Origin of the sequence: Acinetobacter sp. NRRL B-65365, from assembly GCF_001605865.1 — a bacterium.
GTDB lineage: Bacteria > Pseudomonadota > Gammaproteobacteria > Pseudomonadales > Moraxellaceae > Acinetobacter > Acinetobacter vivianii.
Map to the genome: position 1 here is coordinate 38985 of NZ_LRPD01000024.1, position 23460 is coordinate 62444.

Consider the following 23460-nt stretch of genomic DNA (forward strand, 5'->3'; position numbering starts at 1 on the left):
CGTGGATAGGGATAGTTATGTTGAAATTATTGGCATTGGACCGCTTTACAATTTTATTGGTTGTGATGGTGATACTGGCAACTTTTTTTCCAGTTTCAGGTCAGGTTGCACATTATTTTAATATTCTTACGACTGTTGCAATTGCCGTACTTTTTTTCTTGCACGGGGCAAAACTTTCACGTGAAGCTGTGGTTGAAGGCATGCTGCACTGGAAAATGCATGCTTTAGTGTTTGCTTTTACTTTCTTGGTTTTTCCAGCAATTGGGTTATTGGCAAAGCCTGTGTTAGAGCCATTATTAGGCCAGCAACTCTATTGGGGCTTCCTGTTCATGTGCTTCTTGCCATCAACAGTGCAGTCGTCAATTGCATTTACCTCTATGGCCAAAGGCAATGTGGCTGGGGCAGTGTGTAGTGCGTCTTTCTCTAATATTGTCGGCATGATGATTACCCCGATTTTGGTCAGCTATTTTATTTTAGGCCAAAGTCAGCATGGTTTTGATCCGACCGAATCGATTCTGCAAATTACTTTGTTGCTACTGGTACCTTTTGTATTAGGTCAGTTGCTACGTCCTTATATTTTTCCTTATATGGTTAAAATGCCAAGTCTGGTCAAGGCTTTCGATCAGGGATCGATTCTGATGGTAGTCTATGGTGCGTTTAGTAGCGCCGTGATTGCAGGTCTATGGCAACAGGTGAATGGCCTGACATTGTTCTATTTAATCTTGGCATGTTCGGTACTGTTAACCATCGTGATGTTGCTGGCTTTATATGTGCCAAAATGGTTAGGCTTTACACGAGCGGATCAGGTTACGATTTTCTTTTGTGGCTCCAAGAAAACCTTGGCGAGTGGTGTCCCGATGGCGCAGATCCTGTTTATTGGACAGCCTTTGGGAATGATTGTGCTGCCGATTATGATTTTTCATCAAATCCAGCTCATGGTCTGTGGCATTATTGCGAATCATTGGTCAAAATCGAATCAAGAATAGTTCGCAAAATTTAATTTATTGGCGTATAATGCTCGCCACTTGTTGGCTTTGCTCTGACCGTTAGAGTCTCGGTGAGTCAAAAGAAATGGTCTGTTGTGGTGTTGATCTGCAAGTGTGAGAACACTTTGCTTTCCTCATGTTGAGAGTGATCAATTGCGATAACAGCTTAAGCCTTTCTTACTAAATAGGAGCATCGACCATGCGCGCCGATATTCACCCTAAATACGAAACATTAGTTGCTACTTGTTCATGTGGTAACGTTATCGAAACTAAATCTGCGCTTGGTAAAGAAACAATTTACCTTGACGTATGTTCAGCTTGCCACCCATTCTATACTGGTAAACAAAAGAATGTGGATACAGGCGGCCGTATCGACAAATTCAAACAACGTTTCTCTGGTATGTCACGTTCTATCAAACGTTAATATCAAGAAAGAAAAAACGGGCTATATGCCCGTTTTTTTATGCCTGTGGATTATTGGATTGAGGAACACTCGCAGCAGTTCCTCAATCCTAAGAAGGCGTTATTGATCCTGTACGTCAGTAAGACGATCCAGTTTTTTCTGGAAATAGTTACCTTGCAAAAAGCGTGCTTCAACATTCCATGCATTGGCAAACAGGTTCATATCATTGAGTTCAGTTAAAAAGATTTCGACAGGTTTTTGCCCAATAAAGTGCAAAATCTTCTCTTGTAGTGTCGCCATCTCTTTTTCAGCGCTTAGCATTTGGGTGAGTTTGCTATGCAAGCTCAGATACTGAACATCGATTTGCTGCAACATAGAATCGCTGTAGAGAGAATCACCAAAACCGCGGATTGAAATCTCGGCACCGTGCTGACGTAATAAAGCGATCTGCGGTTGTGCCTGTGACAGGTTTTGTTGCAGTGATTGTTCAGAGAACTGCAAAATTAAAGGATGAGCTTGTTTACTGCCAATAATGGTTAACAGCTTCGCCACGAGTTCTGGTAGCTTTTTATCATTCAGCAAGACATGATGATTGAGATTTACAATCAATTTCGCTTTTGGATATTGGGTAATAAAGTTGTGTAACTGCTTGCACGCCTCCACAAGAATCCAGCGATCGAGTTGAATAGAGAGCTCAGGATCATCTTTCAAGTCGCCAAGATCACTTAAATCCTGCCACTGATTATTATAGATAAACCCGCCAGATACTTCATAAGTATGTGTGTGCTGATCCTGCTTGTCATAGAGCTGCTGATATTTCAGATGGATATCGCCAGCATCAAGTTTCTTTTTCAGCTCTTGTAGCAGAGTTAATTGTACAGCAACAGGAATATGTTCTGTGGTCAGGCCAATATCTGCATCAATTTTCGGGCTATTAAACACAGGTAGAGGAACCAGGAAAGCCTTGGTTAAAACCTGTTCAAAACGAACTTCATCTGCAATTGGCTGGGTAATTTCACAATAGCCTAATTTTAAATGTAGTGGGAAGGTGTAATGATCGGTCACCACAAGTTGTGGTTTTTGTAAGCTATTCAAACCAATCAGAAGCGAATTGAGCACGCTCTTTGATTCTGCTTGAAATAATGAGACATACAAACCGTGTTCAACCTGACATACAGGGACGTTTACTTGTTCTTTAATGAAGTGAGGGATGTTGGCAAAATACGCACGCGTCCCACGCCAATCGGTTTGGAAAACCTCACTCGGGCAATTGCTTAAGCTGAATAAAACCAGCGCATTGGCATTTGCAGGATGATTGGTCAACTGACGGTTAATATGTTGTAAGGCGCTGGTTAGACTTGATGCTTTCTCGACTGGTGCGGCTGTTGAAGGCGTTGCTGCCGCTTGAGATGAAGTGCCACATTCAATATTGAGCTGGATTTCATCTTCATTGCCTGAAGGTAAGAATTCCAGATGAAGGGGATTTTGCTTCACCGTTGAATTTTGTGTGCGAAGTTCAAAACGGCCTTGTTCAAACTGTCCTTGAGAAATCTTTTTAAAGCGCAGTTTAAACTGGCTTAAATCTTCTGGCTGCAATACATCCAGAATTGGTAAGCCAACTAATTCTTCTGCATTGGCAAAACCAAATAGATTTGCATATTCAGCATTCACATTCATGTGAATACCTTCCTGCAAAATGGCAACCGCTTTATGACTTTCTGCAACCAGTGATTGCGCTTGCGTTTGTGCAGCTTCTAGCTCATTGAGCAAGCGATGTTCTGCTTGTACTAAGCGGCTGTAAGAAAGCGCACGAATAATACTGATATAGAATTTTTCTGGGGATTTTAGATTCAAGATATCATAAATGCCTTTATGGATATAAGCCTGATATTGATCGGCTTTATAGTCCTCAGGTTCGAGTAACAGAACTGGCAAACTTGGTTGCGATGAGGCTTGAATCAGGGAGAGGGTCTGTTCGATTTTTAAGTCGTAGGCCCGACCAAAAATAACGATATCCCAAGGCAAATTAAGTTGTTTCTCGAAGGTTTTGAGATCATCGAGCAAGGTCGCTTTGATTTGATGATCTTGAGCCGTAAATAAAGCTGAAATCTGATTATAACGAAGCTGGTTGTCATCAATAATCAATAAACGTGTTTCAGTGCGTTTTAATTTTTTAGAGAGTAAAGAATTTCTCACTTTAAAGCTTCCCATAAATCTTGATCAATGGTGTCCATATTCTTTTGTGCCATATATCGCTGAAGAATCGGTTGTTCCTCATCATTCAGCAGTTCAAAATCAAATTGAACAAAACTTTGGGTTATTAATTGTGCGTTTAATAAGTACACTTTTACTTCCTCTTTCCCCAATCTTAAATGAACAGCTTGGTGTTCTCGAAAAATTTGTGAACCTGGTAAAATTAAAGTTGTTTTGGTTTCATCCAAATTCTGGTTTTTTAATAAAAGTGTAGGATGATAATTGCTGATGTGGCGATCTGCCTGAACACGTACCGCACAAGGGAAGATCTCCTGTGCCAGCACTTCTAAGCCGAGTTCCAGGCTTTTCTCGGTCGATTGTTTGAGCCAACGAATGACACCGCCACGCCAATGCCCATGCGATGTTTCTTTAACTAAAATATATTCACCTGTTCTTAAGTTCTTTGGCGCCTCCCCAGACCATTTAATACGATAACCGTTTACACTGATATCTAGGATATCGGCTTGGTAAACGGCTTTACTTTCACGGCTTAAACGTTGAATTGCCGATTCCTGATTGTCCGTTGAGCCTTTTTTATCCCAAGCAGACATAAATTTTGATTCATTTTGCAGACCGTAACTGTGATCTAACAGCAGTGTTTCTGAAAAATTCTTGGCTTTAGACAGGTAAAAGTGAGCAGTAAGTAAGCCAAAACAGATATGCAATTGAGCCGAATATTCATAACGCTCATGTCGACGTTCTGCTGTCGTGCCCAGAATGGTTTGCACATGGAATTTTAATGCAGGGGTTAAATAGATCTTCTCATTCTTGGAAACATACTCTGCATTTTTATGCAGGGTTGCCGTGACGTGATCCAGTAAGCTATGCGTACTAATAAAAATATTGGGATTAAAGCCAGAGCTTTGTTTTTTATTATAAATAGGTGGGTGGTCTTTGGTGGTGTCGACTACATATTTGGTCAGGTCTGTTTCTTTGGTCAGGATCTGAACCATTTTTGCCCAGTCAAAACTACACTGGAATAACGCTTGAATTTCGGATTGGCGAATTTGATTGGTATTAAAAATATCCATCAAAATCAATTGTGCATAGGCTTGTGAGATGTTGCTCAATGCATTCGGTTTGCCTTGTACCTGATCCAGATTGGTATGCTGATATTTATGTGTCACTGCTGCATCATAGAGTTGATGCGCAATCAGCCATTGTCCAGCCACAGGTTCGCTATACAACATATGTTGTTGATAGAGCAGTTGCGTCAGTTGTTGCAAGGACTGAAAAGTTGCGAGGGTACGTGCCGTTTGCAGATTTTTCTTTTGATTTAGCGCAAAGATAGAGAATTTCTGTTGATCGAGCTGATCGTTACTACGGCGGACAATATTGATATAAATCGCTGCAAAATAACAGCGTAGTAACATGGCTAGTTCAATAATATGTTCATTACGATCTGAACTGATCACGCCCTGATTGAAAAAGTTCTTTTCCAGACTTCCCAAAACATTTTCAATGGTTGGGTGCAGTACCTGAACCAAATCAAAACGTAAGGTTTCAGGACATTCAAGTTCGCTCAGTTCAAGTAAGGCTGCAAATAATGCTTTAGAGGTATCACCCAACTGCATGATGGATAAATTGGAAATCCATTCATTTAGACTTTTCGAATTGGTATCGCAAAAGCTGAGTTTGTCTCGTCTCAAGACAGTTGGAATTTGAAAAATATCCGAAAAAGCATTATTCATCATTGTGTTATCAATCTCAGAACGTTTGAACCCCAAAAAGCGGTGTTTTATTTTTTTCGCCCGCAATTTCCCTGACAAGTTTTGGTACCAGATAGCCTGGTAAACTTGCTAATACATCAGTGTATATATGATCTATCTCTGAAGATCTTAAATCAAAATGCTGAGCACCTTTGACTTTATCCAAAACATGAAGGTAATAGGGCATTACTCGTGCTTCAAATAAACGGAAACTCAATGCATTTAAAGTTTCTGCAGAATCATTCACACCTTTCAGTAAAACCGCCTGATTTAGCGCGGTAATATGGTGGAGTGATAACTGTAATAACTTTGAGCAGGTGAAATCATCGAGTTCAGCTGCGTGATTTGAGTGTACCACTACTACAATGCGTAGCCTACTGTTTTTTAATATAGAAATCAGCTCTTCATCAATACGGTTCGGGATCACAATCGGAACGCGTGAATGAATTCTCAATATCTTGATCTGAGGGAGAGATGCTAGACGTTCTAGCCACAAAGCAAGTTTTCGGTTACTTAAAGTCAGTGGATCGCCACCACTTAAAATGACTTCATTGATCTGTGGATTTTGTTCAATATAGGCTTTGATATTGATCCAGTCGTCATTTTTAGGCAGGTTTTCCTGATAAGGAAAATGTCGACGGAAACAATAACGACAGTGAATTGCACAGGCACCAGTCAAGGTGAGTAAAAAACGCGACTGGTATTTATGCAGAACTCCCGCCATTTGATTGGCAGCTTCTTCACCCAGAGGATCGGTCACGAACTCGGGATGTTCTTCCAGTTCCAGATGATGGGGCAAGACTTGAAGTAACAGGGGATCGAGTGGATCGCCAATGCTCATTTTTCCGACGAATGCACGCGGGACGCGCAATTTAAACTTTTCAGAGGCGAGGATTGCCCCTGATAATAGCTGATCGGTAGATAACTCAAGCAGATTTAACAGCTCTAAAGGATCAGTAATTAGGTCACTGAGTTGCGATTGCCAGTTTTGCTCTTGATGTAAATAGTTTATCATGCCATACGTTAAAAATAGTGTTAGTGTCACACCTGTGCGTGTAGTCTAGCATTAATAGATTTGAGTTTTAAGTTTGGAGTGCGCCTTTCATGGCCTATTATTCTACAAATGATTTTAAAGCAGGCCTTAAGGTTATGCTTGATGGCAACCCATGTTCAATCATGGAAAATGAATATGTAAAACCAGGTAAGGGTCAAGCATTTAACCGTGTGAAATTACGTAACCTTCGCTCTGGTAAAGTATTAGAAAAAACATTCAAATCAGGTGACTCTTTAGAAGCAGCTGATATTGTAGAAGTGGAAATGGACTACCTCTACAACGATGGTGAAATGTGGAACTTCATGGATCCTGTATCTTTTGAGCAAATCGCTGCTGATAAAACAGCAATGGGTGATGCTGCGAAATGGTTAAAAGACGATTCAAATGAAAAATGTACAATTATGTTGTTCAATGGCGTACCTTTAACCGTAAGCCCACCGAACTTCGTTGTACTTAAAATCGTTGAAACTGATCCAGGTGTACGTGGTGATACTTCTGGCGGTGGCGGTAAGCCTGCGAAACTTGAAACAGGTGCTGTGGTACGTGTTCCATTATTCGTACAGCAAGAAGAAAGCGTTCGTGTAGATACCCGTACTGGTGACTACCTAGAGCGTGCATAATTGTGAAGGCGTAGCTGAGCTACGCAAGATATACAATTATCGAAGGGGATGATGAACAATCATCCCTTTTTTTATGCCAAAGTATTAGATAAATAATTGAAGCTAGAAGGTAAACTTACAAAGATATTTCTTCTACAGAAAATATAGAAAGGGAAATCTAAATAACCACGCGTTATGTATTTGAGAGGTTTTGAATGGAGACAACACAAGCGAAGTCAACACTTTCCTCAAAACTCCTATGGAGTTTGGTTGCCATTGTTGGGGCAATTTCATTTGGGATATTGGCGGTTAGTCGTGGTGAGCATGTCAATGCAGTCTGGTTGGTTCTTGCTGCGGTCTGTGTATATAGCATTGCATATCGGTTCTACAGTTTATTTATTGCAAACAAAGTTTTTGAATTAAATCCTAAACGGTTAACGCCAGCTCATCGCCTTGCCGATGGTCTGGACTATGTACCGACCAATAAATTCGTTTTATTCGGTCATCATTTTGCTGCGATTGCTGGAGCGGGGCCTTTAGTCGGGCCAATTCTTGCAGCACAAATGGGTTATTTACCCGGTACCATCTGGCTCTTGGTCGGTGTAGTGATTGCCGGTGCGGTACAAGATTTTCTGGTTTTATTTATCTCCACACGACGCGATGGCCGCTCTTTAGGTGAGATGGCAAAACAAGAGCTTGGTACTTTTGCTGGTGTCATTGTGATGCTGGGTACGCTTGGCGTAATGATCATTATCCTTGCAGTACTGGCACTGGTGGTGGTTAAAGCCTTGGCACATAGCCCATGGGGTGTGTTCAGTATTGCAGCGACGATTCCAATTGCTTTATTCATGGGTATCTACATGCGCTATCTCCGCCCGGGGAAAATTGCCGAGGTATCAATTATTGGCTTTGTGCTGATGATGGCGGCAATTGTCTACGGTGGTGACGTGGCGAAAGATCCATATTGGGGACAGTTATTTACCCTCAGTGGAACGCAATTGACATGGGCACTGATTATTTATGGTTTTATTGCTTCAGTTTTACCTGTTTGGTTGTTGTTAGCACCGCGTGATTATTTATCAACTTTCTTGAAAATTGGTGTGATTGCAGGCTTGGCGATTGGGATTATCTTTGCGATGCCTGATCTGAAAATGCCAGCAGTCACGCATTTTGTGGATGGTACAGGCCCTGTATTTGCAGGTAGTTTATTTCCATTTCTATTTATTACCATTGCTTGTGGTGCGATTTCAGGCTTCCATGCGCTGGTTGCATCAGGCACAACCCCTAAACTGGTCGATAATGAAGTCAATATTCGTATGATCGGCTATGGCGGTATGTTGATGGAATCATTTGTCGGTATCATGGCAATGATCTGTGCAACGGTACTTGATCCGGGTATTTATTTCGCAATTAATGCACCTGCAGCAGTTTTAGGCACTTCAGTCGAGACTGCAGCGGAAGCGGTGCGTAATCTTGGCTTTGTGGTTAGTCCAGAAATGTTGACCTTACTGGCTCAGGAAGTGGGTGAGAGTTCAATTCTGTCTCGTACAGGTGGCGCACCTACATTTGCAATTGGTATGGCGCATATCATTTCCGAGATTTTCAATAACCGCTCTATGATGGCGTTCTGGTATCACTTTGCGATTCTGTTTGAAGCCTTATTCATTTTGACTGCTGTCGATGCAGGAACACGTGCATGTCGTTTCATGGTGCAAGATACAGTGGGTATCGTGGTTCCAGCGATCAAGCAATCAAGTTCATTCTTTGGAAATATGGTCGGGACCTTTGTCGCGGTCGCAGGTTGGGGTTTCTTCGTTTATCAAGGTGTGGTTGATCCACTCGGCGGGATTAACTCGTTGTGGCCGCTCTTTGGTATTGGTAACCAGATTCTTGCTTCGATGGCACTGATTTTGGGAACCGTCATTTTATTCAAAATGAAGAAAGAGAAATATGTTTGGGTGACGATTGTCCCAACGATTTTCTTGTTCATTACCTCGATGACAGCGGGCTGGCAAAAGATTTTCCACGAAAATCCGAAAATTGGTTTCCTTGCACAAGCGAATCGTTTTTCTGATGCAATTGCACGTGGTGAAATCCTTGCACCAGCTAAAACAGTTGCGGAAATGCAGACCATTGTGATGTCGAATCAAATCAATGCAGCACTTTGCGGTTTCTTTATGATTGTTGCGATTGTAATGGTGATTGCATCAATTGGCATTATACGCCGTGCTTTGGCAAGCCCAACACCAACCGCGAATGAAGCACCAGCCGTTTATTCAGAAACCCCGATGACTGCGAATAGCATCAAAGGAGAGTAGTGATGGATTTTAAAATTGCTCGGCAAGGTAGCGCGGTGATTGTGAAGATTATTAAATTCACCATCATGTCGCAAAAACACTTACTTTTGTCACCGAAGAATTGGTCGCGTATTGCTGTTTTATGGCAACGTTTGCAGCAGAGTTTCCGTCTGATGGTCGGTGTGCCTGATTATGAAACCTATGTGCAGCATATGAAGGCGCATCATCCAGATTTAACGCCAATGGATGCAAAGACTTTTTATCGTCATTGTATCGATGCACGTTATCCTTCTGCGGGTGGCAATATGAAGAAGTGTCCTTGCTAGAAATTATTTGATTTCTTTGAAAAAAAACCAAAACAGTGTATGTTGAACATACACTGTTTTATTTTTGGGGATAGAATAATGTGGGGCATGGAAAAGTCATCGGCTCAAGAGAAAACAAAACAGAATCAGGCATTAGAACAAGATATTCAAAGCTTTGCCCAGAAGATTGAGCAATTCTTATTTGAAGTAAACCAACTGATTTTAGACAAACCACAACAAACCAAATTGGCGCTGACTTGCTTGTTGGCGGGTGGTCATGTGTTGTTTGAAGATTTACCTGGCTTAGGTAAAACCACTTTAGCCAGTGCTTTGGCGCGTCTGGCTGGGTTGCATTTCCAGCGGATTCAATTCACCAACGATATGTTGGCGAGTGATGTGATTGGGATCAATATTTTTAATCAAAAAGAACATCTATTTGAGTTTAAGCAAGGGCCGATTTTTACCCAGATTTTGTTGGCGGATGAAATTAACCGCTGTAGTCCCAAAACTCAAAGTGCCTTATTAGAAGCAATGGAGGAAGGGGCTGTTACCGTAGATGGTGTGCATTATGAATTGCCACAACCATTCTGGGTCTTAGCCACGCAAAACCCATTGTTTCAAAGTGGTACTTATGCTTTACCAGAATCTCAACTCGACCGTTTTTTGATGCGTTTGTCGTTGGGATATCCTTCTCGACAAGCGGAAAAGTTGTTATTACAACAGCGTTCACGTCAGGTTTTGATCCATCAACTGGAGGCTGTATTTAATCAAGCTGATATTTTGCATTTACGTGAGCTGGCAAAGCAGGTTTTTCTGAGCGAGGCCGTACTCAATTATATTTTGGACTTGGCTGCTGAAACACGGAAGCTACGTCATGGGCTGTCAACACGTGGAGTATTGGCGTTGAAGGTTGCGGCACAAGCTTATGCATTGGTTGAGGGTCGTAGCTTTGTAATGACAGATGATATACAAACTGTATTTGTCGCTGTGGTGGCACATCGTTTAAGTCTGAGTGACGTTGAAGTTGGACAGATTTTACAATCAGTCGATGTCTTATAGTTGAGATCGGCATATGCAAAAAGGAGTAAAGCAGCAGCTACAACAATGGATTGCGAAGCGCTTTCAGGTTGAAGGCAGTAAGGTCTTATTGCAGAAAGATGTGCTGGTGTTTATTTATAAGCAAGGTTTCTTATATCTGGTTCTAATTGTCATTACATTTATTGCTGGGATTAATTATGCAAATAACCTGATTCTCGGGTTTTGCTTTTTAATCAGCGCCATTCTCTGTATCAGCTTTTATCTGACTTTTAAGCAACTGCATGGCTTGGAGATTGAACTGGTCGCCGCAGAGGTTGGGCAAGTGGGTCAGCCGCTAATCCTAAAAGTTTTATTCAAACAATCTGTCCAGACGGTTCGATATTTGCGTTTAGATTGGCAAGGACAAGAACATTTTCTGTATCTGGACCAAACTCAGCATAGCCTAGAACTTGCTGTTCTGCCTGAACAACGAGGCAGATATGAACTGGATGCGTTGAAAATTTATGCGACCTATCCTTTGGGATTAGTCCGTGCATGGACGTATTTATATCCAAAACAAAAAGTTTGGATTGCACCGAAAGCCTATGATTGGCAAAAAGAACATAAAAGTCAGCCGACTTCGGCGCAGGATAGTCTGGATGAATTTAAAGAATTAAGAACTTTCCAGCATGGAGACTCTTATCAGAATGTGGCATGGAAGCAGGTTGCACGTGGGCAGAGTTTCTTTATCAAAATGTTTGAAGCGCAGGCCAACCATCAACATGTAGAAATTGACTATCAACAAATACCTGCATTAGGCCATGAGGAAAAATTAAGTTTTATGATGGGGCTGATTGAACAGTGTGAACAATTAGGGGATGACTATGCTGTGATTTTGCCGCATGCCAGACTGGAAAGTGGGCAAGGCCAAATCCAATTGATGAAAGCCAGACTTTTACTTGCGCAGGCTTAAACATGACCAAAGCCATCTATTTTTGTATTTTAGCTGCTTTAGGATTGATCCTGATGGGTCAAGTCAGTTTTATTCCTGCTTCATTAAGTGGATTGTGGGGCATCGTTTGGTTGACTTTGGTATGGCGCTATCACAAGCAAAAAATCACACCATTACCTAAACTGCTTTTAGTAGCATTTACCTTATTATCGATTGGGCTGATTTATATTCAGTATCAAAGCTTGCTAGGCGTAGAGGCTGGGGTTGCATTTTTAACAACTTGTTTATTTGCCAAAAGTCTTGAATCTAAAAACACTCGTGATCTGCTGATTGTCTTTAACTTTGCCTTATTTGTCAGTGCAAGTTTACTGTTATATAGTCAAGCATTCTGGATGGCCGTGATTGTCTTTGTGGCATTTGTGATGTGCCTGATGGGCTTGTATCGGATTCAAACTGATTTATTTAAACAGAAGAATCAGACCAGCAATCAGTTAAAACAAGATATGAGGCAAATCCTAAAATTTGTCGGGATTGCCACGCCATTTTTTATTCTGCTGTTTATTTTCTTCCCACGTTTACCGCCGCTTTGGGCGATTCCTATTCAACAGAACCACGCGACCACAGGCATCAGTGATCGGATGTCACCGGGGGATATTGCTCAATTATCTCAATCGTCTGCCTTGGCTTTTCGTATCATCGCACCGATGTATGATTTGCCTAGTCGATCAGAATTGTACTGGCGAGCGTTGGTTTTAGACGAATATGATGGAACCACATGGAGTAGTAGTTTTTACAATCAGCACTTAAAGCGTATCCCGGTCTCATCGCGCCGTGTCAGCTATCAATATTTACCTGCGGATGAGCAAGCCAACTGGATCATGGGACTGGAATATTCGATTCCGCAAGAGCGTTATTTACAGCTGTATCAAGATGATAGTATTCGTCCTTCTAAACTAATTAAACGCAATCAACCTATACAGATGCTTTGGTTGGGGCGAACAGTAGCAGAGCCCGTTTTTCTGTCACCGCGTCAACTTGAACTGAATACTCGATTTGATGCGGGTAAAGACAAAAAAGCACAGCAACTGGCGCAGCAATTATTTGAGCAGAACCAGAGACAGCCTGAAAAATACTTACAATCAGTGCTGTCGTGGTATAGGAAAAATGGCTTTACCTATACGTTGACGCCAGGCACTTTGAGTGGAGATCGGATTGATCAATTCCTGTTTTCTAGTCGCAAAGGGTTTTGTGAACATTATGCATCTAGCTTTGTCATGCTAATGCGTTATGCCGGAATTCCTGCACGGGTGGTGACTGGCTATCAAGGTGGACAATTGGCGCCAGACGGACAAAGTTGGGAAGTACGCCAGCTGGATGCGCATGCATGGAGCGAGGTTTATCTGAATGGAAAATGGCAAAGGATCGATCCAACTGCAATGATTGCACCGCAACGAATTGATACGGGGATGCAAGATTATCTGGCGCAAGATCAGGCTGTATGGGGAGATGGGCAAACGCAGGCTTGGCGTGTGCAGCAATTTAAATTTTTGAAAAATGTACGCATCTGGAGTGATTATTTAAGTTACCAATGGCAAAGCAAAGTGGTTGGCTATGATGCAGAAAAACAGAAAAATTGGTTATCCCGATTAGGTTTGGATTCAAGCTATGGCTATGTGATTGTTTTAGTTGTTGGGATTGGAAGTATTTTAATCATCTATGCAGGATGGTACTGGTGGAGACAAAGAGGGCAACAAGATCAGTATCAACGCATGATTATTCAATTTGAAAAACAATTGCCCAAGCATTTGCATAAATATCCAGCTGAAACCTTTCAAAGCTGGATGCTGCGACTCTCTATGTTGGTTGAGGAGAAAGATTCATTTAAACAAGTGACTGTGTTATATCAAAAAATCGTATTTTTAGAGCAAAAGGATAAGGTAAATACCCAAGAGTTTAAGCAGTTGCTTAAAGACTGTGCGATTGTAATAAAACAGTCGCAAAAAAACTTGTGAAGCGTCAAAAAAATGAATATGATGCTTCTCATTCTAGGTGTATAGCTCAGTTGGTTAGAGCGCTACGTTGACATCGTAGAGGTCTCCAGTTCGAGTCTGGATATACCTACCAAGATTAGCTGATAAATCAGCAACTTAAAAAACCGCCTTAATTGGCGGTTTTTTGTTTGGGGGGCGTTTTTGGGGTATTTTCGGGGAACTAATTCACGCTCTAATGTGGATAAGCGCGAAAATTACTTGAGTTTAGGATTTGAATAAGTGTGGTAATAAGTTAGTTATACGTAGGCTGAACTATCTCAATAATTAAAAGGTTACAGATGATCTGGATATATTCTAAGAGCAGCAAGAAGGCTATCCAGTAAAGAGTAGAACTCTCTTGAAAAGAAGACCTCAGCATACGGTCAACCCGTTATTACCTCAGATAAAGATGAGGAAGGATATATTTATTACACTGATAAGAAAATTCTAAAAAATACTAAAGGAATCCTTATTAGCAATAGGGTAAATGGATGGTAGGAAGTTCCATCTATAATTACAAGTAATTTAATTCATGTGTAATTACCGTTGTAATTGATAAGTTAGCTATTAATAGAATATAACTATTATAAAATATCGGATGCCTTAAAATTCAGTTAAGCTTAATTTGAGTGAGGTAGGCATTGAACTCTCATAAATAAAATTGCTTATGTAGATTTTTGATTTGTAAAACTGATATATGTAATTGAGAAAAATTTAAATGAACCATGATCTTCTAAATATAGATTTTCTAAAGAAAATGTGTGATGGAATTAGGCAAGAAAAAGTTGATAAAGCAGCCGTTGAAGAGAAGCTTACATTTTTGGTGAACTATTATAGTATTATTAATTTTCAAAGCATTAAGAGAGATGGATTATTTTTTAGAGCTAGAAAACTAGAATCCAGTAATAGTTATGACCATGTGAGAGAATTGGGAGCACCGCCAACTTCATTAACATGCGCCAATAGGTTAAATGCTGCTTTAGATCCAGTATACTATTTGACACAGAACATGTTATGCGCTCTTGATGAAATCCGTACTGTTGTTGGTGATAGAGTTCAAATTATAGCTTATGAATCCAACGAACAGATTTCACCGAGATTTGCCATAATTGGTGAAAAGAAGAATGTTTTTAGGAGAGGGAAGTCAAAGTATAGTGAGGAAATTGGTACATATATAAAGAAAACATTGCACTCACTTTTTGAAATAGATCAAGTCGCTTTTCAAAGCTATCTATATCTAGATAGTTTTCTGTCTGATTTATTAAATGATCCTGATGCAAGTGAGACTAATTATATACATACTCAGTCTTTATTAAGAATTTTTCAGAGAAAACATTCTGATATTAATGGCTTTATGTATGATGGAGTCGCTTCAGATGGTGCTATAAATATAGCATTGGATGTGAATATAGCAGAGGCGTTTTTAAAACCAATCCATACTATTACAATTAATATTTTGGATAAATATGATTATGGATTATACAAATATAAAATTGATAAAAAATCTAAACAGATTTTTGAAAATGGTGAAATACAATGGGAATAGTTTATAAAACAAGCTTGGGTACACCGACAAAAGAGTCAATAGGGATAGCGACATTAATAAGAGCCCCGTGAAGCTGTTGTGTTTTTGTAGTTTAATTTTTGATTTTAATGAAAAAATTATAAATTTTGCCTGTTGTGAACTATTTCCCCTGTAAAATATTAATGTCGTAGCTTAATTCTCCTGTTATAAGGATGTGAACAGATTCTACGATAACGTCTTGGAATTGTGTTTTTTTATAAAGACTCAAGCGCACTAAAAAGCGCTGTGAGGATAGCGAAATTAATGAAAAATTTTATTTTAAAGAGTGTAGCTGTAATTTTTGCAGTCTTTTCTACACATACGATGGCTGCTGATTTTGTTGCGGGTAAAGATTATACGGTTGTACAAAATCCAGAAAAAACGTCCGTGCCCGATAAAATCGAGGTACGTGAATTCTTTTGGTATGGGTGTACCTATTGTTTTAAATTAGAACCACATATGCAAAGCTGGTTAAAGAAAATTCCAAATGATGTGTATTTTCTTCGTACGCCAGCAGCAATGACTCCCATGTGGGAACAAGGTGCACGTGCATATTATGTGAGTGAGGCCTTAGGGGTACGTAAGCGTACACATTTACCGTTATTCCATGCTAATTTTTCAGGCAACCAAAAAGTTTTGCAGAAGGATGCTTTTGCTAAGTTCTTTACAAAATATGGTGTGCCTGAGAAAAAATTTAATACTATGTTTGATTCTTTTGCAATCACTGCAAAAATTGCCGAATCTAATCAATTGGCCCGTAAATACCAACTCACAGGTGTGCCAGCGGTTGTGGTAAATGGCAAATATATTGTGCAGGGCGGTGATGAAAAAGTGGTTCAGGTCGTTGAATATCTGGTAGATAAAGAACGCAAAAAGAAATAATTTTTACGTTTTCTCGACGACATTATTTTGATTTGCAGTCAGCCACCAGAAAGTTTTATTTAACATGGTCAAGGTTTGCTGACTCTAGTTTTTTAAACATGCGAACAATGCTTGACCCCGTTCGTGATTGGTGCTAATTTAATCAATAAGGAAGTCATATACTATTTGGGATTTAAGAGAAATCTTGCCTAAATGCAAAAAGATATGATGACCTGAATACACAGCTAACAACGAACGAAACAATTTAGATTGTTTTTAAAAATGTTCAAGGTTGTAGAAAAGCCCGTTAATCGGGCTTTTTTAATGTCTATCTTTTTTAAAACATAGACTCAAGATATAGCCGTTTCTAAAGATTGGCAGGGTACTCAAGATTTCTAATGCTGCTATTTATTATTGTATTTATTGTCATTGGCTTGATTTTATTCATTTTCTTGGTAAAGAAAACGTGTGCTAGGCAAGCTTCTTCTGACTCGAGCCATTCATATTCGCCAACACCTTATATCAATGATTCATCTCAACCTAATGATTCCAGACATATAGATCACTGTAGTATAAGCGACAGTAGTAGCTCAGATTCGGGTAGTTGTGACAGTGGAGGAAGTAGTGATTAAAAAGCTCGTACCCCCGAGGGAGGAGTACGAGTTAAACTGGGGCTTAAGGTAGATCAAACCAAATCATCTGACTGTCTTGTAGTGCGGTAATGATTGCTGTTTCATCAAATATCAAGGCATCACCAGCTTTTACTAAATGATCTGCAATCATCACTTCACCTGAAATCACGTGCACATAGTTCAGTTTTTTCTTTGCTGTAATCTCTAGATGTTGATTCTTTTCAATCACTGCAGTTTTTACTTCAGCATTTTGACGAATCGACATCGGTGCAGATTCATCACCTGCAATCAAGTGCCATTGGTTTGGATGATCTTTTGGATTGAGCTGAATTTGCTGATAGGTTGGTTCAGCATCTTGTACATTCGGTTGAATCCAGATCTGTAACAGATGCACCGCTTTATCGTGCTTGTTCATTTCACTGTGGGTCACGCCTGTACCCGCACTCATCAATTGCCATTCACCGGCATTGATCTGGCCTTCATTGCCCATGCTGTCTTTATGGGAAATGGTACCATCCAGTACACAAGTCAGGATTTCCATGTTGTCATGGGGGTGAGTACCAAAACCGTTATGTGCAGCAACCGTATCGTCGTTAATTACGCGAAGGGCACTGACACCCATGTATTTCGGGTTGTACCAGCTACCAAATGAAAAGCTATGATAGGTGTCTAACCAGCCAGCTTTGACATGACCACGATTTTCACTGCGATGTAGATAAGCATTCATCTTTCATCTCCCAAATTATTATGTTCTGCTTGATGTTTATATTATCGATTCATAATAGGGATAAATAGTCTTTTAATGCGACGTGTTGTTCTATAAATGGAATGATTGCAAACGTGTATTTTTTTGATGTCCATAAAAAAAGGCTGAATCAAATATTCAGCCTTTTCAGAATTTGATATCAGTGTATCAAACGCTTATTTTGATTTGTTTTCCAACTGTGGAATCGCAGAGCCTTGTCCTACAGAAAGTAGACCAGTTTCTGTGTAGATACCCAATTTTGCACGTGTATCTGTGATATCAAGGTTACGCATAGTTAACTGACCGATACGATCCATCGGTGTAAACATCGAATCGCCTTTCTCCATCGTTAAACGCTCAGCTTCATAAGTGAGGTTAGGAGATTCAGTGTTCATGATGGTGTAATCATTACCACGACGTAATTCGAGTGTCACAGTACCTGTAATTGCCTTAGCAACCCAACGTTGTGAAGTTTCACGAAGCATGAGCGCCTGTGAATCGAACCAGCGACCTTGGTAAAGTAAACGACCTAAACGTAAACCGTTAATGCGGTATTGTTCAATCGTATCTTCGTTATGAATACCCGTAACTAAACGCTCATAAGCGATATGTAACAAAGCCATACCCGGTGCTTCATAAATACCGCGAGATTTCGCTTCGATGATACGGTTTTCGATTTGGTCAGACATACCTAAACCATGACGACCACCGATACGGTTTGCTTCTAAAATGAATTCAACTGGATCTTCGATACGTTGACCATTTAATGCAACTGGCATACCTTCTTCAAAAGTAATGCTCACTTCTTCTGGTTGAATTTCAACTTCTTCTTTCCAGAACGCAACACCCATGATCGGATCTACGATTTTAATACCAGCATTTAAGTATTCTAAATCTTTTGCTTCGTGCGTCGCACCCAACATATTTGAGTCAGTTGAATACGCTTTTTCTTTTGACATTTTATAGTCAAAGCCGTTGTCGATCAGGAATTGCGACATTTCGGCACGACCGCCTAACTCATCAATAAACTGTTGGTCTAACCAAGGCTTATAGATTTTGAGAGCAGGGTTGGTCAATAAACCATAACGATAGAAACGTTCAATATCGTTACCTTTATAAGTCGAGCCGTCACCCCAAATGTTGACGTCATCTTCTTTCATTGCGGTAACAAGCATGGTACCTGTCACTGCACGACCTAAAGGTGTGGTATTGAAATAAGGAACACCACCCGTGCTGATATGGAATGCACCACACTGAATTGCTGCAATACCTTCAAGCGCAAGTTGTAAACGACAATCGATTAATCGAGCTTTGACTGCGCCGTACTGTTCAGCTTTCTTTGGAATAGCATCATAGTCATCTTCATCAGGTTGACCCAGATTTGCAGTATATGCATAAGGCTCTGCGCCTTTCTGTTTCATCCATAATAAAGCTGCTGAAGTGTCTAAACCACCAGAGAAGGCAATCCCAACTTTTTTACCTACTGGTACATTCTGCAAGATCGTTGCATTATCAGTCATTGCTAGTCCTAACTATTTCGAAATAGGCACCCTAATACATCGGTGACCAAAGAGAATTTATACGTCCCGTACTATATCACTTTTCAAATCGATTTTTTTTGTGTTAGGAAAGGAATTCTTTTTTTTTCATTTGAAAAATAGATTAACATCAGAAAAATATAAAGTTTTACGATAAGTATTCACCAGAAGGCATTATCTCTTGATGAGCTTTCATAAACCCAGAGGGAGTGAGAAAAAGATTGTAATACTTATCGTTAATATTCAAAGTGAATCATTTAGACCAATAAATTGCTTCTCGATCGGTGTAAAGACATGGTCATTGCGTGCAATCAGGTATAAGCCAATGTCCCGATATTGTTCAGGGGTTTCCCGATAATATTGAATTTTGTATTTCTCGATCAAAGACTTGGCGATCATCGAAATGCCCATACCCAACTGGGTAAAGTGAATTAAAGCTTCATGATCGTAAATATGAGTGAGTTCACCTTTGGTGAGATTGTAGTCTGTATAGATGCTATCTAAAGTTGTGGCATAGCAGCATTGTTCAGAGGCCAGTAAGATATTTTGGTGATTCAGACATTCCTCAAGATTGTCATGGTTAATCATATTTTTGCCAATAATCACCAGTTGATCATCCGCCTTTTTTATATATTGCAGATTCTTTTGTTTGGGATGACCCAGTGCATAAGCCATATCCAGATTGCCCGCTAGAATTTCATCTTCTATATAGCCCGTAGAGCCAGTTTTCATGGTGATGGATAGCTCTGGATAAGCTTCATATAATTTGCTAAATGAAGGATGAAAACGCATCCCGCCGAGACTGGTATTGGTTCCAAAACGTAAGACACTTTCTTGTTGATAGATTTTATTTTCAGTTTCTTCCCAAGTGAACATCATCTTTTTGTATTGGGTGTACAAATTCATGCCTGATTCAGTCAACTCAACACCTTTGGGTTTACGAATAAATAACTGGCGTTTGTAATGATTTTCAATTTTCTTGATTTTTGCAGTCATATTGGATTGTAAATAGTTGAGCTTATGCGCCGCCGCTGTAATGCTCTTAAGCTCGGCCACAGTGACAAAAGATCGGATATCATTAATATCAATATTCACGGCAATTCCTCAATCAATCCAGCTCATCTATTCCAACAGATAAAAATCAAAAAGGAGAGGTGCTGAATAGGCATCAAAAAAAATGATGTATCTATTAAAACATAGCATTATTCATGATGTCATTTATTTTATACACTAACATGACTTTCCAAGGGTTGAGTACAACACGTGAATATTCGAGTCGTTAGCGCAATCGCGTTGTTATGTTTGGTCTGGGGCTCTTTATGGGGCTTGGTCAAACATAGTTTGCAGGTATTTCCACCATTCCTGTTTATCTCTACGCGTTTGATTCTGGCTGCATTGACCTTAATGGTTGTACAACGAATTTTGAAGAAATCGATTTTGCCCAAACAGGCTGAATGGAAACCGCTCATCATTTTAAGCTTGCTGATTTGTCTTGGTTTCTATGCAACGCAAACTTTTGCTATGCAATTTGTAGATTCGGGATTATCGGCAGTGCTGGTATTTACCATGCCTATTTTTATTGGTGTGCTGGCACATTATTTCTTAAATGAGCGTTTGAATAGCCAAAAAGGCATCGGACTTATTTTAGGGACGCTGGGACTGATCGCTATTCTTTGGCCGCAACTTCAGCATATCCATATGAATACCTCATTGCTTGGGCAAATCTTGTTAATTGGTTCTGGTTTCTTCTGGGCCTTATCAACAGTGTTTATCAAAAAGAATTTTGCCAGCTATGACAAAATCAAGCTGACCATTTGGCAACTATTGCTAGGTGGAGCTGTTATTTTTGTCGGTGCTTTAGCTTTTGAACCTGTAGATGTCCAAGTGTGGCTTAATCCTTTAAATGAATCGGCCTTATTTTATATTGCGGTGATCGGAACGGGATTTGCGTTTGTATTGTGGAACTGGATCGTGAGTCAGGTGGATACTTTTATTGCCTCAATCTCGATCATGTGTATTCCAATTCTCAGCTTGTTGTTTGGTTCTTTGATCTGGCATGAACCTTTAACGCTGAATATTCTGATTGGTGCGGCATTTATTTGTTTGGGGATTGTGATGAGTTCGCTTAAAGTGAAAAAGCCAAAAAGTCATTTGGCCTATTCAGGTAATCAACAGCATTAAGCTTTCATTTTCAATATCAGAACAGCAGTCAGTTAAATGGCTGCTTTTTTTATACGTTTGCCTTGGAGAATATTTAAAGGGTTTCAGCTAAATTGACACTTTCAACCATTAAAATTCGATTTACAGTCATCCCAAATCAATAAAAAAGTATTAAAGTACTATGCAACAAGTTGCAAAGCCAAAATTAAAGAAGGAATACCATGACTAGCTATGCAAATATCTTAAAGCCATTACATTTGGGTTTTACTACAATTAAAAACCGTGTCGTGATGGGCTCAATGCATTCAGGTTTAGAAGATCGTTTTTTTAATTATCCTAAACTTGCAGCTTATTTTGGTGAGCGTGCAAAGGGCGGTGTTGGCTTAATCATTACTGGGGGGATTTCTCCAAACCGTCAAGGCTGGTTGTTACCTGCAGGCGGTACGATGAATAGTCTGGCAGATATTCCGCATCATCGTCTGGTTACGCATGCAGTACATAAGCATGGTGCAAAGATTCTCATGCAGATTTTGCACTCTGGGCGTTATGGTTATCATCCTTTTTCAGTATCTTCTTCTCCAATTCAGGCACCGATTAATCCATTTAAACCGCGTCAAATGTCTGATTCACAGATTTTGGCAACCATTGACGATTATGCACGTTGCGCAAGTCTGGCCAAAAAAGCAGGCTATGATGGTGTAGAAATCATGGGCTCAGAAGGCTATTTAATTAACCAGTTCCTGAGTAGCCACGTGAATAAACGTACCGATCGTTGGGGCGGCGATATTGAAAACCGTATGCGTTTTCCTGTAGAAATCGTTAAGGCAATCCGTGCCAAAGTTGGTGAGAAATTCATTATCGCATTCCGCTTATCATTGCTGGATCTAGTTCATGATGGCAATACCATGCAAGAAGTGATTGTGGTTGCCAAGGCATTAGAGAAAGCTGGGATTACACTGTTAAATACAGGGATTGGCTGGCATGAAGCGCGTGTACCTACAATTGTAACTTCTGTGCCGCGTGCAGCATTTGTCGACTATACCGCAGCCGTGAAGCAGCATGTATCGGTTCCTGTGATTGCATCGAATCGTATCAATATGCCTGATGTTGCTGAAGAAATTATTGCTTCAGGCAAGGCCGATATGGTGCAAATGGCGCGTCCATTCTTGGCTGATCCGTATTGGGTCAATAAAACAGCCACCAATCGTGTCGATGAAATTAATACCTGTATTGCTTGTAATCAGGCGTGTTTAGACCATGCTTTTAAAAACCAGCGTGTCACTTGTCTCGTCAATCCACAAGCATGTTTTGAAACGGAACTGGTTTATATCAAAACCAAGAAACCAAAACGCATTGCAGTCGTTGGCGGTGGTGTGGCAGGCATGTCGGCTGCGACTGTAGCTGCAAGCCGTGGTCACGCCGTCACTTTGTTTGAAGCAAATGAGGATGTCGGTGGTCAGTTTAATTTGGCAAAAGTGGTTCCTGGTAAAGAAGAGTTTCATGAAACCATTCGTTATTTTAAAGTGCAATTGAAACAGACTGGTGTTGATGTACGTTTAAATACACGGATTAGCCGTGAACAGTTAGAGCGAGAAGGGTTTGATGAAGTTGTAGTGGCAACGGGTGTGGTACCACGTGCCTTAAAGATTCAAGGTAGCACAGCACCACAAGTCCTGTCTTATGCAGAGGTTTTGCGTGGTGCAGAAGTAGGACATAAAGTTGCTGTGATCGGTGCAGGTGGTATTGGCTTTGATGTTTCAGAGTTTCTGTTAAAACCTCCACATCAACCTCAGCCACAACCTTTAGCAGAATGGCAGCGTGAATGGGGCGTTGATCCAGATCCTGATTATATTTCAGAAGGTGGGATGCAGCGTCCAGAAGTTGAAATGCCAGTTCGTCAAATCTATTTGCTACAACGTAAAACCACACCATTAGGTATCGGCTTAGGTAAAACCTCGGGCTGGGTACATCGTGCGCAACTTAAAAAACATGCCGTGCGTATGCTACGTGGTGTGCAATATAAAGCAGTCACCGATGAAGGGTTATGGGTTGAACATAATGGGCATGATCAATTGTTGCGCGTAGATACCATTGTGGTCTGTGCAGGACAGGAATCGGTCAAAGATTTGATGCCAAAAGAAGGTGAAAGTACTTTAGCAAACTATCATATTATTGGTGGAGCGAAGCTTGCGGCAGAGCTTGATGCGAAGCGTGCGATCCGAGATGGTGCTGAATTAGCCGCTAAACTGTAAAATTGATGAAACAATATGCATTTGAATACATTGCAGTTAAATTTCTCTTGTATAAACAGGGCAAGCTTTGTATTCTTACGCACATGGAAGCGTGGCAGAGCGG

Annotated in this window: 18 protein-coding genes and 1 tRNA gene; 13 read left to right on the forward strand and 6 right to left on the reverse strand. The window is 40.4% G+C overall.

Translation table 11 applies throughout. The annotated features are described in order from the left end of the window. Positions 1–11: 11 nt before the first annotated feature. Together AWW72_RS10475 and rpmE are read left to right on the forward strand one after the other, a co-directional pair. Entirely contained in the window at positions 12–986 is a 975-nt protein-coding gene (locus tag AWW72_RS10475) for a bile acid:sodium symporter family protein (protein ID WP_171068038.1), read from the forward strand. A gap of 199 nt (positions 987–1185) precedes the next feature. After that, positions 1186–1410, forward strand: a complete 225-nt coding sequence (gene rpmE / locus AWW72_RS10480) for a 50S ribosomal protein L31 (RefSeq protein WP_004770458.1) — start codon at positions 1186–1188, stop codon at positions 1408–1410. Between the two features lie 99 nt (positions 1411–1509). Here rpmE and AWW72_RS10485 read toward each other — a convergent pair whose 3' ends face one another. Genes AWW72_RS10485 through epmB form a run of 3 tightly spaced genes read right to left on the reverse strand, consistent with a single transcriptional unit; the run spans position 1510 to position 6366 of the window. After that, on the reverse strand, positions 1510–3600 hold the full coding sequence (locus AWW72_RS10485) for an EAL domain-containing protein (protein ID WP_062847289.1): 2091 nt from the start codon (positions 3598–3600) through the stop codon (positions 1510–1512). Next, on the reverse strand, positions 3582–5336 hold the full coding sequence (locus AWW72_RS10490; RefSeq protein WP_004770456.1) for a cyclic-di-GMP receptor FimW-related protein: 1755 nt from the start codon (positions 5334–5336) through the stop codon (positions 3582–3584). The genes AWW72_RS10485 and AWW72_RS10490 overlap by 19 nt, the downstream gene beginning before the upstream one ends. Before the next feature lie 13 nt (positions 5337–5349). Continuing rightward, positions 5350–6366, reverse strand: coding sequence for an EF-P beta-lysylation protein EpmB (gene epmB / locus AWW72_RS10495; RefSeq protein WP_062847290.1), 1017 nt, complete (start codon positions 6364–6366; stop codon positions 5350–5352). A gap of 89 nt (positions 6367–6455) precedes the next feature. Here epmB and efp point away from each other — a divergent pair, with 89 nt between their 5' ends. From efp to AWW72_RS10540, 9 genes are all read left to right on the forward strand, one after another. Further along, positions 6456–7025 (forward strand): elongation factor P, encoded by a 570-nt coding sequence (gene efp, locus AWW72_RS10500; RefSeq protein WP_004652839.1) that lies wholly within the window; start codon positions 6456–6458, stop codon positions 7023–7025. Between the two features lie 194 nt (positions 7026–7219). Continuing rightward, on the forward strand, positions 7220–9322 hold the full coding sequence (locus AWW72_RS10505; protein ID WP_062847291.1) for a carbon starvation CstA family protein: 2103 nt from the start codon (positions 7220–7222) through the stop codon (positions 9320–9322). Beyond that, the gene (locus AWW72_RS10510; RefSeq protein WP_171067253.1) at positions 9322–9627 is read left to right on the forward strand and encodes a YbdD/YjiX family protein; all 306 of its coding nucleotides are present in this window, start codon (positions 9322–9324) and stop codon (positions 9625–9627) included. The genes AWW72_RS10505 and AWW72_RS10510 overlap by 1 nt, the downstream gene beginning before the upstream one ends. A 78-nt stretch (positions 9628–9705) precedes the next feature. Continuing rightward, the gene (locus AWW72_RS10515; protein WP_062847292.1) at positions 9706–10665 is read left to right on the forward strand and encodes an AAA family ATPase; all 960 of its coding nucleotides are present in this window, start codon (positions 9706–9708) and stop codon (positions 10663–10665) included. A 13-nt stretch (positions 10666–10678) separates the two neighbouring features. After that, on the forward strand, positions 10679–11596 hold the full coding sequence (locus AWW72_RS10520) for a DUF58 domain-containing protein (protein ID WP_062847293.1): 918 nt from the start codon (positions 10679–10681) through the stop codon (positions 11594–11596). 2 nt (positions 11597–11598) lie between these two features. Further along, positions 11599–13587, forward strand: a complete 1989-nt coding sequence (locus AWW72_RS10525) for a transglutaminase TgpA family protein (RefSeq protein WP_062847294.1) — start codon at positions 11599–11601, stop codon at positions 13585–13587. A gap of 35 nt (positions 13588–13622) precedes the next feature. Further along, positions 13623–13699 (forward strand) — tRNA-Val (locus AWW72_RS10530). Positions 13700–14323: 624 nt separating this feature from the next. Continuing rightward, positions 14324–15151, forward strand: a complete 828-nt coding sequence (locus AWW72_RS10535) for a hypothetical protein (RefSeq protein ID WP_062847295.1) — start codon at positions 14324–14326, stop codon at positions 15149–15151. Positions 15152–15433: 282 nt separating this feature from the next. Next, the gene (locus tag AWW72_RS10540) at positions 15434–16051 is read left to right on the forward strand and encodes a thiol:disulfide interchange protein DsbA/DsbL (protein WP_047428585.1); all 618 of its coding nucleotides are present in this window, start codon (positions 15434–15436) and stop codon (positions 16049–16051) included. Positions 16052–16705: 654 nt separating this feature from the next. On the opposite strand, the gene AWW72_RS10545 is transcribed toward AWW72_RS10540, so the two are convergent. The 3 genes from AWW72_RS10545 to AWW72_RS10555 all read right to left on the reverse strand — a co-directional run bounded on the left by AWW72_RS10545 (position 16706) and on the right by AWW72_RS10555 (position 20040). Next, positions 16706–17389, reverse strand: coding sequence for a pirin family protein (locus AWW72_RS10545; protein ID WP_062847296.1), 684 nt, complete (start codon positions 17387–17389; stop codon positions 16706–16708). Positions 17390–17583: 194 nt separating this feature from the next. After that, entirely contained in the window at positions 17584–18927 is a 1344-nt protein-coding gene (argG, locus tag AWW72_RS10550; protein ID WP_004770443.1) for an argininosuccinate synthase, read from the reverse strand. Between the two features lie 261 nt (positions 18928–19188). Next, positions 19189–20040 (reverse strand): LysR family transcriptional regulator, encoded by an 852-nt coding sequence (locus tag AWW72_RS10555; RefSeq protein WP_062847297.1) that lies wholly within the window; start codon positions 20038–20040, stop codon positions 19189–19191. A 168-nt stretch (positions 20041–20208) separates the two neighbouring features. On the opposite strand from AWW72_RS10555, the gene AWW72_RS10560 reads away from it, so the two are divergent. Together AWW72_RS10560 and AWW72_RS10565 are read left to right on the forward strand one after the other, a co-directional pair. Further along, positions 20209–21126 carry a DMT family transporter gene (locus AWW72_RS10560; protein WP_062847298.1) on the forward strand — a complete coding sequence of 306 codons (918 nt, stop codon included), beginning with the start codon at positions 20209–20211 and terminating at the stop codon, positions 21124–21126. Between the two features lie 200 nt (positions 21127–21326). After that, a complete protein-coding gene (locus tag AWW72_RS10565; protein WP_004770438.1) occupies positions 21327–23357 on the forward strand; it encodes an NADPH-dependent 2,4-dienoyl-CoA reductase in 2031 nt (676 codons plus the stop codon). Positions 23358–23460 lie beyond the last annotated feature (103 nt).

Excerpts from the sequence above, each read along its gene's own strand:
- rpmE (WP_004770458.1), top strand. The coding sequence starts at position 1,186 with ATGCGCGCCGATATTCACCCTAAATACGAAACATTAGTTGCTACTTGT.
- AWW72_RS10485 (WP_062847289.1), bottom strand. The coding sequence starts at position 3,600 with ATGGGAAGCTTTAAAGTGAGAAATTCTTTACTCTCTAAAAAATTAAAA.
- AWW72_RS10490 (WP_004770456.1), bottom strand. The coding sequence starts at position 5,336 with ATGATGAATAATGCTTTTTCGGATATTTTTCAAATTCCAACTGTCTTG.
- epmB (WP_062847290.1), bottom strand. The coding sequence starts at position 6,366 with ATGATAAACTATTTACATCAAGAGCAAAACTGGCAATCGCAACTCAGT.
- efp (WP_004652839.1), top strand. The coding sequence starts at position 6,456 with ATGGCCTATTATTCTACAAATGATTTTAAAGCAGGCCTTAAGGTTATG.
- AWW72_RS10505 (WP_062847291.1), top strand. The coding sequence starts at position 7,220 with ATGGAGACAACACAAGCGAAGTCAACACTTTCCTCAAAACTCCTATGG.
- AWW72_RS10515 (WP_062847292.1), top strand. The coding sequence starts at position 9,706 with ATGTGGGGCATGGAAAAGTCATCGGCTCAAGAGAAAACAAAACAGAAT.
- AWW72_RS10520 (WP_062847293.1), top strand. The coding sequence starts at position 10,679 with ATGCAAAAAGGAGTAAAGCAGCAGCTACAACAATGGATTGCGAAGCGC.
- AWW72_RS10525 (WP_062847294.1), top strand. The coding sequence starts at position 11,599 with ATGACCAAAGCCATCTATTTTTGTATTTTAGCTGCTTTAGGATTGATC.
- AWW72_RS10535 (WP_062847295.1), top strand. The coding sequence starts at position 14,324 with ATGAACCATGATCTTCTAAATATAGATTTTCTAAAGAAAATGTGTGAT.
- AWW72_RS10540 (WP_047428585.1), top strand. The coding sequence starts at position 15,434 with ATGAAAAATTTTATTTTAAAGAGTGTAGCTGTAATTTTTGCAGTCTTT.
- AWW72_RS10545 (WP_062847296.1), bottom strand. The coding sequence starts at position 17,389 with ATGAATGCTTATCTACATCGCAGTGAAAATCGTGGTCATGTCAAAGCT.
- argG (WP_004770443.1), bottom strand. The coding sequence starts at position 18,927 with ATGACTGATAATGCAACGATCTTGCAGAATGTACCAGTAGGTAAAAAA.
- AWW72_RS10565 (WP_004770438.1), top strand. The coding sequence starts at position 21,327 with ATGACTAGCTATGCAAATATCTTAAAGCCATTACATTTGGGTTTTACT.